This window comes from Flavobacterium sp., from assembly GCF_049318185.1.
Classification (GTDB): domain Bacteria; phylum Bacteroidota; class Bacteroidia; order Flavobacteriales; family Flavobacteriaceae; genus Flavobacterium.
In genome coordinates this window covers 1-9,863 of sequence record NZ_JBMOGV010000083.1, presented here as the reverse complement: position 1 = coordinate 9,863, position 9,863 = coordinate 1, and the positions used below count along the sequence as shown (strand labels likewise).

At 32.8% G+C, this 9,863-nt stretch carries 11 protein-coding genes and 1 pseudogene; 4 read left to right on the top strand and 8 right to left on the bottom strand.

Going from position 1 to position 9,863, the window contains the following annotated elements:
- Nucleotides 1-62: 62 nt before the first annotated feature.
- Both ACOYLT_RS08330 and pyrE read right to left on the bottom strand, forming a co-directional pair.
- Nucleotides 63-455, bottom strand: coding sequence for an SRPBCC family protein (locus ACOYLT_RS08330; protein ID WP_422853398.1), 393 nt, complete (start codon nt 453-455; stop codon nt 63-65).
- A gap of 94 nt (nt 456-549) precedes the next feature.
- A complete protein-coding gene (gene pyrE, locus ACOYLT_RS08325; protein WP_422853397.1) occupies nt 550-1,191 on the bottom strand; it encodes an orotate phosphoribosyltransferase in 642 nt (213 codons plus the stop codon).
- A gap of 7 nt (nt 1,192-1,198) precedes the next feature.
- On the opposite strand from pyrE, the gene ACOYLT_RS08320 reads away from it, so the two are divergent.
- On the top strand, nt 1,199-1,807 hold the full coding sequence (locus tag ACOYLT_RS08320) for an NUDIX hydrolase (RefSeq protein ID WP_422853396.1): 609 nt from the start codon (nt 1,199-1,201) through the stop codon (nt 1,805-1,807).
- A gap of 2 nt (nt 1,808-1,809) precedes the next feature.
- On the opposite strand, the gene coaD is transcribed toward ACOYLT_RS08320, so the two are convergent.
- Together coaD and ACOYLT_RS08310 are read right to left on the bottom strand one after the other, a co-directional pair.
- On the bottom strand, nt 1,810-2,277 hold the full coding sequence (gene coaD, locus ACOYLT_RS08315; RefSeq protein WP_422853395.1) for a pantetheine-phosphate adenylyltransferase: 468 nt from the start codon (nt 2,275-2,277) through the stop codon (nt 1,810-1,812).
- A gap of 71 nt (nt 2,278-2,348) precedes the next feature.
- Nucleotides 2,349-3,335, bottom strand: a complete 987-nt coding sequence (locus ACOYLT_RS08310) for a D-alanine--D-alanine ligase (RefSeq protein ID WP_422853394.1) — start codon at nt 3,333-3,335, stop codon at nt 2,349-2,351.
- 90 nt (nt 3,336-3,425) lie between these two features.
- On the opposite strand from ACOYLT_RS08310, the gene ACOYLT_RS08305 reads away from it, so the two are divergent.
- Together ACOYLT_RS08305 and ACOYLT_RS08300 are read left to right on the top strand one after the other, a co-directional pair.
- On the top strand, nt 3,426-4,043 hold the full coding sequence (locus ACOYLT_RS08305; RefSeq protein WP_422853393.1) for a PASTA domain-containing protein: 618 nt from the start codon (nt 3,426-3,428) through the stop codon (nt 4,041-4,043).
- Nucleotides 4,033-5,073 (top strand): RluA family pseudouridine synthase, encoded by a 1,041-nt coding sequence (locus ACOYLT_RS08300; RefSeq protein WP_422853392.1) that lies wholly within the window; start codon nt 4,033-4,035, stop codon nt 5,071-5,073. The genes ACOYLT_RS08305 and ACOYLT_RS08300 overlap by 11 nt, the downstream gene beginning before the upstream one ends.
- A 55-nt stretch (nt 5,074-5,128) precedes the next feature.
- Here ACOYLT_RS08300 and lgt read toward each other — a convergent pair whose 3' ends face one another.
- From lgt to folE, 4 genes are all read right to left on the bottom strand, one after another.
- On the bottom strand, nt 5,129-6,043 hold the full coding sequence (lgt, locus tag ACOYLT_RS08295) for a prolipoprotein diacylglyceryl transferase (RefSeq protein ID WP_422853391.1): 915 nt from the start codon (nt 6,041-6,043) through the stop codon (nt 5,129-5,131).
- Nucleotides 6,044-6,125: 82 nt separating this feature from the next.
- Entirely contained in the window at nt 6,126-6,356 is a 231-nt protein-coding gene (gene yidD / locus ACOYLT_RS08290; RefSeq protein ID WP_422853399.1) for a membrane protein insertion efficiency factor YidD, read from the bottom strand.
- Nucleotides 6,357-6,381: 25 nt separating this feature from the next.
- Nucleotides 6,382-7,863, bottom strand: a complete 1,482-nt coding sequence (gene cysS / locus ACOYLT_RS08285) for a cysteine--tRNA ligase (protein ID WP_422853390.1) — start codon at nt 7,861-7,863, stop codon at nt 6,382-6,384.
- 32 nt (nt 7,864-7,895) lie between these two features.
- Nucleotides 7,896-8,555, bottom strand: a complete 660-nt coding sequence (gene folE / locus ACOYLT_RS08280) for a GTP cyclohydrolase I FolE (RefSeq protein WP_422853389.1) — start codon at nt 8,553-8,555, stop codon at nt 7,896-7,898.
- Between the two features lie 159 nt (nt 8,556-8,714).
- Here folE and ACOYLT_RS08275 point away from each other — a divergent pair.
- Nucleotides 8,715-9,863: pseudogene (locus ACOYLT_RS08275) on the top strand (hypothetical protein); the annotation flags it as partial.

Below are 9,863 nucleotides of genomic sequence, written 5' to 3'. Positions count from 1 at the left end.
CGTGAAATAAAAAAACTACCCTTAGGCAGCTTTTAGTTTTTTCTTTATGCTTTATTTTCTTCTTACAGCTTATTCATATTCTCCGCCAAAGTCTCTATAAACTTAGTGATTGGACCTTTAACCAACATCCCCATCATGAGATTAAATTCGCCTTCAAAATGTAATTGAACATCACATGAAGTTTCAGAATTACTGCTAATAGTTGCCGTTAAAGAAAACGGTATTTTATCGCTAGCTTCAGCAAGGTTTATTTTCGAATAAGGAACTCCTTCCTTTAATCTCAGTTTGATTTCGGGCATTCCACTTAAGCCAAAATTAAAAAGATCATCGCCCAAGACTTCAAACTTGGCAATATTTTCGGGCATTAATTTTTCATAATTTTTCACATCAGATAAAGCATTATACATATATTCAGCTGATTGTGCAACGGTAACTTTTGGGCTTTCTAGGTTCATAGTTTTTTTGTTTTTTTAAGAGGCACGAAGAAAGAAAAAAGATTCATATTTCATTATGTTTTCTTGCTTCTAGATTCTTAGTTCTTATTTCTAATTAGACATTCCACGTCGAAGGACTTTCTCTCCATTCTTTCAATGTTTTTATTTCTTTTTCGGTAATATAATTTTTTGCAACAGCAAGATGCAATAAATGTTCGTAATCGGCTAATGTATTTAATTCTACGTCGGCTTTTTTGAAATTTTCAGTAGCGACATCAAAACCATAAGTGAAAATAGCAACCATGCCTTTAACATTAGCACCGGCTTCTTTCAAAGCTTCTACTGCTAATAAACTGCTGTTTCCAGTACTAATTAAATCTTCAACAACCACTACATTTTGTCCTTTTTGCAGAAACCCTTCCACTTGGTTTTGTCTTCCGTGTTTTTTTGGTTCTGGTCGAACGTATACAAAAGGCAAACCCATATGTTCGGCAACAAGCATTCCAATGCCAATGGCACCCGTTGCTACACCAGCAATGACGTCTGGTTTACCAAATTTTTTTTCAATATTCTTGGAAAATTCTTCTCGAACAAAATTTCTTATCGCTGGGAAAGACAGTATTAATCGGTTGTCGCAGTAAATTGGAGAGTGCCAACCTGAAGCCCATGTAAAAGGATTTTTAGGATTCAATTTAATTGCATTAATTTGTAAAAGCAATTCGGCTGTTTTTTCGGCTGTGTCTTTATTAAAAATCATAGTACAAATGTATAAAGTTTTTGTCAACGACAAACCATTTTTTTTAACCAATGAAATCGCTAAAGAAACCGATTTTCAATTATTTTTATTGGAAAGTGTTGATATTGAACAAGTCATTATCAAAATGTTTCAAAATAAAATTCAAAAAGCTTATTTATACTATCCTGATGAAAAAGAAATACTTAATAAAGTAAAAGAAAAAATACCTGTTTGTAAAGCAGGTGGTGGATTAGTGTACAATAAAAATGGCGACGTTTTGTTCATTTTTAGAAACGGAAAATGGGATTTACCCAAAGGCGGAATAGAAAAAGGAGAAGAAATTGAACAAACGGCAATACGCGAAGTAGAAGAAGAAACAGGTGTAATAAATTTAGTCATTAGTCACAAACTTCAAAAAACCTATCACATTTTTAAACGTAATGGGAAATATAAATTAAAGATTACCCATTGGTTTGAAATGCATACTGATTTTGAAGGAACACTAACACCCCAAGACAATGAAGGTATAGAGAAAGTGGCTTGGCTCAATCCAGAACAAGTAAAAGAGGCTTTGAAAAACTCCTATGAAAATATTAAATTGTTATTTGAAGAGGAGAAAGTGTTAAATCAAAAATAATATTACTTTTCTTTTTTTACCAAAACAGTATCGGGTACCAAAACCGTATAATCGCCACCGTTTCTAATGACATCACGAACAATGGTGGAACTGATATAGGAAGTTTTGGAAGCCGTGAGCAAGAAGACGGTTTCTATTTGTGATAATTTTCTATTGGTGTGGGCAATGGCTTTTTCAAATTCAAAGTCGGCAGGATTTCTTAGGCCACGTAAAATAAAATGGGCGTTGATTTTTCGGCATAAATCAATTGTCAAACCTTCATAGGTAATTACCTTAACTTTTGGTTGGTCTTTGAAAGCGTCTTCAATAAATTTTTTTCTTTCTTCCTGCGTGAACATGTATTTCTTGTCAGCATTGATACCAATGGCTACAATTACTTCATCAAAAAGTGAAATACCTCTTTTGATAATATCATAATGCCCTAAAGTGATGGGGTCAAATGAACCTGGAAACACTGCTATTCTTTTCATTTTGTTATCGGTTTTCGGTTGTCGGTTGTCGGTTTTCGGTTTTCGGTTTTCTGTTTTCGGTTGTCGGTTTTTTATTTCTTCCAAATAGGTTTCTTTTGTAATGCTAATGTTATTTCGTTATCCAACAAATCAGAAAAACTAATATTGGCATATGCAGCTTGCTGAGGAAAAATACTTTGTGTAGATAAACCTGGATTGGTATTGATTTCAATAAAATGTGGAATACCATTCATAATAATAAAATCGGTTCTAGAAAAACCTTTCATTCCTAATGACTCATATACTTTTTTGGCGGTTTCAATAACTAATGTTTCTAATTCAGTTGAAATGCGAGCAGGAGTTATTTCACTCGATTTTCCTAAATATTTGGCTTCGTAGTCAAAGAAAGCATTTTGAGATACTATTTCAGTTATTCCTAATACAGTTGTTTTTCCATTAAAGTTTAAAACGCCAACAGATACTTCAGTACCTTTCAAATACGATTCAATTAAAATGTCATTGTCTTCAGCAAAGGCAAAGTCTAGAGCCTTGGGTAAATCCTTTAGCGAGTTTACCATCGAAATGCCTAAACTACTTCCTGATTGATTAGGTTTTACAAAAAATGGCAAACCCAATTCAGCAACTATTTTATTGCCATCAATGACATCGCCTTTAGTTATATAAATAGAATTGGCTTTAGGAATATTAAATTTTGACAATACCGACAAGGTATCTCTTTTGTTAAAAGTCAAGCTCGATTGGTAGTAATTACAACCAGAATAGGGCAAATCTATCAGTTCCCAATAGGCTTGTAGATGACCATCTTCGCCCGGAGTACCATGAACGGTGTTAACAGCTACATCAAATTTTATGGTTTGATTATCTTTTATAAATGTAAAGTCAGCTTTATTAATAGGATATTTAACACCAGCTAGTAAGCAATACCATTCTTCTTTAAGTATATGAATTTCAAAGGTTTGGTATTTATTTTTGTCAAGATTGTTTAGGATTAATTGCCCACTTCGTAATGATATTACAGATTCCTCCGAATATCCACCCATTACTACAGCTACGTTCATTTAGATTAGTTTTAGTAATAACAAAATTATCATTTTTTTTGAAACTAATTGACTTTAGGTTTTTATATCTTTGCATAAATTATTTTCTTTATGAGTTTACGTTCGTATCTAACTAGTCGAGTTTTCTTTTTGCAAATTCTTGTTGCTATAGCAATAATTGCCACTATATCGTATTTATTTTTTCATTGGCTAACTTATACGACTCATCACGGACAAGAAATTACTGTTCCTGATTTAAGTAAATTATCAGCAGAACAAGCAGAAGAAAAACTTGATGCTGTTGATTTAGATTATATTATTTTAGATACTGTTGATTTCAGACCCGAATTTCCAAAGTTGACTATAGTAGAACAAGAACCAAAAGCTGGGGCAAAAGTAAAAGAGGGAAGAAAGATTTATATAAAAATTAATGCCGAGAAATTCACCATGGTTTCTGTGCCAGACTTAGTAGAGAAAACTTATCGACAAGCGGTGCCAACATTAGAATCAGTTGGTTTATTAGAAGGTACAATTACCTATAAACCTTATTTGGGTAAAGATATGGTTTTGGAAATGAGAATGAATGGTAAAAAATTAAAACCTGGAGATAAGGTTTTAAAATCATCAAAAATAGATTTAGTTTTAGGTGATGGAAAAGTTACTTATGAGGAAACTATTGACTCAACGGCTGTTGACACTACACAAATTATACCTGTAAATGAGCCATAACGATGATCTTCCTGATTTAGAAGAAGAATTTTTTGAACACCATCGATTTGTTTCTACAAAAGGACAATCTTTATTGCGTGTGGATAAATTTTTAATGTCTTTGTTAGAAAATGCTACACGAAATAAAATTCAACAAGCTGCTGAAAAAGGAAATATTTGGGTAAATGATATTCCCGTAAAATCAAATTATAGAGTAAAACCTTTTGACATTGTTCGTGTGATGTTAACTCATCCACCATTTGAAAATAGAATCGATCCAGAAGATATTCCATTAGATATCGTTTATGAAGATGACGCTGTTTTGGTTATCAATAAACCGCCAGGATTAGTCGTTCATCCAGGTCATGGCAATTACACAGGAACTTTGGTCAATGCTTTGGCATTTCATTTTGAAAATTTACCAATGAATTCAAGTGAAAGACCAGGTTTAGTGCATCGAATTGATAAAGATACTTCAGGACTTTTAGTGATTGCCAAAACAGAAGCTGCTTTGACTCATTTGGCTAAACAATTTGAGGACAAAACTTCGGAGCGCGAGTACATAGCTTTGGTTTGGGGAAATGTAAAAGAAGAAGCAGGAACTATTGAAGGCAATATCGCCCGACATGTAAAAGACAGAATGCAAATGGCTGTTTTTGCTGACCCAGAAATAGGGAAGCATGCAGTTACGCATTACAAAGTATTGGAGCGTTTTGGCTATGTAACTTTGATTTCCTGCAAACTAGAAACAGGAAGAACACACCAAATTCGTGTGCACATGAAACACATTGGACACACGTTATTTAATGATGCTCGTTATGGTGGTGATTTGATTTTGAAAGGAACAACTTTTACCAAATACAAACAGTTTATAGATAATTGTTTTAAAACTTTACCTCGACAAGCCTTACATGCTAAAACATTGGGTTTTATACATCCCACAACAAAAGAGTTTATTCGTTTTGATACTGATCTGCCTCAAGATATGACAGCTTGTATTGAAAAATGGAACAACTATGCTAAATCGCATAATGAAGTGAATGAAGATTAAAAAAGTCCCGAAATATAGATTGCACCAATAAGGTTAAACAAATATATAATTAATTTTAAATACTATCCTCAACTGGTTTTTTTGCTGTGAAAACAAAATAGACGCCAACTAGTATAAATGGTATGCTGAGCCATTGTCCTGTAGATAATAGCCCGAAACTTTCTTCAATACCGCCTTGACTTTCTTTTACATATTCTACCAAAAAGCGAACAGTCCATAGAAGAATTAAAAAATAGCCAAATAATAAGCCTTGTTTTTCTGCTGTTTTAGCCCGCCAGTATAGAAAGAAAAGAAGTAGAAATACAAACACATATAAAAAGGCTTCATATAGCTGCGCTGGATGTTTTGTAGGGACTTTTTCTAATAAAGTAGCATATTGTGGATTATGCACTATAGCATGATAAGCATCATTTGTATTGGTCAATTTGGTTATATTAACTGCGTCTTTGGAGGAATAATAATCTCTAACAAATCGAACACCAAATGAAGAGTTTGTTATTTTTCCAACAATTTCTGAATTGAAAAAATTTCCTATTCTAACAAATACAGCACCAGAGGCTACAGGGATTACAACTCTATCTAAAACCCAAAGTATGGGTCTTTTTATTACTCGGGTACTATAAAAATACATGGCAATAATTATGGCAATAGCAGCACCATGACTAGCTAAACCTTGAAAACCCGTAAACTCAAACTGAGGTTCAAACCTAAAAGGCAATAATATTTCTAAAGGGTGGTCTTTGAAATAATCCCATTGATAGAAAAATACGTGACCTAATCTTGCGCCTAATAATGTGGCTATAACTGTCCATACAAAAAGTGTATCTAGTTTTTCAATGGTTTCGTTTTCTCTTTTATAGATATGTTTCATGATATACCATCCTAAACCAAAGGCGATAACAAACATTAAACTATAAAAGCGAATAGTAAAAAAACCTATATTTATTCCTTCTGATGGATTCCAAATCATGATATGTATTATTTTTTTTGGGTTTTATCTATTTTGTAAAAATAGTTATTTGTTTAAAAAGAAATAGTAATTAACGATTTCTTTAGTGTTTGCATTTTTTTTTGGGAACGGGATCATAGCCACTTTTTCCCCATGGATGACAGTTTGCAATTCTTTTTATGCCTAAATAAAATCCTTTCATAAGTCCGTGAATTTTTAAGGCTTCTATAAAATAAGTGGAGCAGGTAGGTTCAAAACGACATGTGGCTGGTAGTAAAGGAGAAAGTACGATTTTATAAAAATAGATTACAGCTAATAATGGTGCTAATATAATTTTTTTAAACACAAGTATTGCTTATTTATTGTATGCTAAAACTAGTCCCTTCTTTACCATCTTTTAGATTTATCCCTAATGCTAAAAGTTGATCACGAATTTGGTCTGACAAAGCAAAGTTTTTATTAGCTCGAGCTTCTAATCTCATATTGATAAGTAGTTCTACTACACCTTCTAGTTTATCAGAATTATTTATGTTTTCTTTTTCTTTTTTAATACCAATGATATCAAAAGTAAATGAATTTAAAGTTGTTGAAAGTATTTTAATATCTTCAGCAGTCAAGGTTTCTTTACCGTCATTGACTAAATTCACATACTTAATACCTTCAAATAAATTTGCAATCAAAATAGGAGTATTGAAATCATCATTCATGGCATCATAACAATTTTCTTTCCATGAATTGATAGCTAGCGAAGAGGAACTATTTGGTTTCAAATCTTTCAATAGATCGATGCCTTCGATTAGTCTGTTAAACCCTTTTTCTGCCGCAACAATTCCATCGTTGGTAAAATCTAAAATACTTCTATAATGGGCTTGCATCATGAAGAAACGAGCCACATTAGGGGAGAAGGTTTTACTTAAAAAAGGACTACCACCAGTATAAATTTCGTTTGGAAGAATATTATTTCCAGTCGATTTGGACATTTTTTTACCATTCAAGGTAAGCATGTTGGCGTGCATCCAAAAATTTACTGGACTATGGCCAGTACATGCTTCGTTTTGTGCAATTTCACATTCGTGATGAGGGAATTTCAAGTCCATTCCACCTCCGTGAATGTCAAAAGTTTCGCCAAGATATTTAGTACTCATGGCTGTACACTCAAGATGCCAACCCGGAAAACCAACACCCCAAGGTGAAGGCCAACGCATGATATGTTCTGGTTCAGCTTTTTTCCAAAGGGCAAAATCTTGAGGATTTTTTTTATCACTTTGTCCGTCTGTATCTCGAGTATTAGCTAGCATTTCATCAATATTTCTGCCACTCAATTTACCGTAGTGATTGTTTTTATTGAATTTTACTATGTCAAAATAAACCGAACCATTTTTTTCGTAGGCAAATCCTTTTTCAATAATTTTACTTACAATTTCAATTTGTTCAATAATATGACCAGTAGCTGTTGGTTCAATGCTAGGTGAAAGAAAGTTAAATTGATTTAAAACTTCATGAAAATCAACGGTGTAACGTTGCACAATTTCCATGGGTTCTAATTGTTCCATACGAGCTTTTTTGGCAATTTTATCTTCACCATCATCCACGTCATCTACAATATGTCCAACATCAGTAATGTTTCTAACATAACGCACTTTATACCCTAAATGTAAAAGATATCTGAAAATCATATCAAACGACATGAAAGTACGCACGTTTCCTAAGTGTACATTGCTATAAACTGTTGGTCCACAAACATACATCCCCACATTTCCTTCATGAACTGGTTTAAAAAGTTCTTTTTCTCCAGAAAGAGTATTGTATATTTTTAGAGAATTAGTTTTGTAAATTTCCATGGTTTTTATGGGATAATTATAGAATGACTAAATTAAAATTTAGTATCTAATTTGATGTAATCAAGAAATTCTCTTCTAGTTTTTCCATCTTTAAATTTTCCACCAAATTCAGAAGTAACTGTGCTACTTTCAATATCACGGATACCTCTTGAATTAACACAAAGGTGTTTTGCATCTATTACACAAGCTACATCATCAGTGTTTAAAACTTTTTGTAACTCTTGAACAATCTGCATTGTTAGTCTTTCTTGAACTTGTGGTCTTTTGGCAAAATAATCAACAATTCTATTCATTTTAGATAGTCCAACGACTGTTCCATTAGAAATATAGCCTATATGAGCTCTTCCAATAATTGGCAATAAATGATGTTCACAAGTAGAATATAATGTGATATTTTTTTCTACTAGCATTTCTCCATACTTATAATTATTTTTAAAAGTTGAAGAATTTGGTTTTTTAACAGGATTAAGTCCACCAAAAATTTCTTTCACAAACATTTTAGCAACTCTATTTGGGGTACCTTTCAGACTGTCATCTGTTAAATCCATTCCTAGAGTGTTTAGAATGTCTTCAACATTTTTTTTTATGAGTTCTATTTTTCTATCATCGGTTAATTCAAAAGCATCGTTTCTAATGGGATTTTCTGCGTTGGTAGCGATGTGATTTTCACCTATTTCATCCTGATTTATCATCAAATTATTTATTAATTTGGGTTCTTATTTTAAAATGTCAAAGATAAATAATAAATATTAATCTTTTGGTATAGTGTTAATATTTGATTTTTTTTGATTTTATTACAAAATTAATTCCTAAAAATATGTAAATTTCGCAACTCTAAATTACTATTCAAAATGAAAAATATTTATTTCTGTCTTTTATTTAGTTTATTATCAAACAATATAGTTTTTTCGCAAGGTGCAAACTGTGCTTCAGCTGATCCATTTTGTGCTGGAGGAGCTGGTTTAACCTTTCAAAACTCAACAGGAACCACTGCAGTTCAAGATGTTGATTATGAGTGTTTATTAACACAGAAAAACCCAGCTTGGTTTTTTATGCAGATAGATAATCCTGGTGAAATAACATTTCAAATATCTCAAACCAATAACAGTGGTGTAGGGATTGATGTTGATTATATTTGTTGGGGACCTTTTTCTGCACCTGTTTGTGGGCCTACCTCTCTAAATCCTGGAACAAGTATCAGCTGTGGTTATTCCATTGCTACCATTGAAAATTTCACTATTACTAATGCTCTAGCAGGAGAGTTTTATGTTATATTACTAACTAATTATGAAGATGAACCAGGAAGCATAACTGTGACTCAGACTAATGCTGGTCAAGGAGGAGCGGGATCTACAGATTGTAACATAATTTGTCCACTTTCCCTAGCAAATCAAGTGATTTGTCCTGGCAGTCAAACCACATTAACAGCTACTATTGCGGGTGCTACTTCTTATCAATGGTCTTCATCTATTACAGGACCAATTACTGGTAATACTCAATCAATAAATGTTACTCAAGCAGGAACTTATACTGTTGTTGTTAATAAACCAGGTTGTGTTGCTAATGCTACAGCTACAGCTGCTGTTTCCTATTATACTCCACCAGCTATTAATTTACCTGTGAATATGAGCCAGTGCAATAACTTGCCAAATTTTAATTTAAATAATGCCGTTGCCAACATATTTAATGGTACTGGTATAAATCCCAGCGACTTTGAGGTTGATTTTCATCATTCTCTTTCTGATGCACAACAATTAATTTCTCCAATTTCTAACGCATCTAATTATCCTGGAACAAATCTTGAACAAATTTTTGTTTCTTTAACTGATAATGGATCTAGTGGTTGTGTTTCTGTTTTTTCTTTTACATTAGGTTTAACATCTTGTGGTCTCACCCCCGTCCAACCACCAAACTTACCCTTATGTGAAAGCAGTTTAGGAAGTGGCAGTGCGACTTTTGATTTTACACTCCAAACCCCTATAGTATTAGGTACTAATATC

Coding starts and splice junctions, on each gene's coding strand:
- ACOYLT_RS08330 (WP_422853398.1), bottom strand. CDS start 455: ATGAACCTAGAAAGCCCAAAAGTTACCGTTGCACAATCAGCTGAATAT.
- pyrE (WP_422853397.1), bottom strand. CDS start 1,191: ATGATTTTTAATAAAGACACAGCCGAAAAAACAGCCGAATTGCTTTTA.
- ACOYLT_RS08320 (WP_422853396.1), top strand. CDS start 1,199: ATGTATAAAGTTTTTGTCAACGACAAACCATTTTTTTTAACCAATGAA.
- coaD (WP_422853395.1), bottom strand. CDS start 2,277: ATGAAAAGAATAGCAGTGTTTCCAGGTTCATTTGACCCCATCACTTTA.
- ACOYLT_RS08310 (WP_422853394.1), bottom strand. CDS start 3,335: ATGAACGTAGCTGTAGTAATGGGTGGATATTCGGAGGAATCTGTAATA.
- ACOYLT_RS08305 (WP_422853393.1), top strand. CDS start 3,426: ATGAGTTTACGTTCGTATCTAACTAGTCGAGTTTTCTTTTTGCAAATT.
- ACOYLT_RS08300 (WP_422853392.1), top strand. CDS start 4,033: ATGAGCCATAACGATGATCTTCCTGATTTAGAAGAAGAATTTTTTGAA.
- lgt (WP_422853391.1), bottom strand. CDS start 6,043: ATGATTTGGAATCCATCAGAAGGAATAAATATAGGTTTTTTTACTATT.
- cysS (WP_422853390.1), bottom strand. CDS start 7,863: ATGGAAATTTACAAAACTAATTCTCTAAAAATATACAATACTCTTTCT.
- folE (WP_422853389.1), bottom strand. CDS start 8,555: ATGATAAATCAGGATGAAATAGGTGAAAATCACATCGCTACCAACGCA.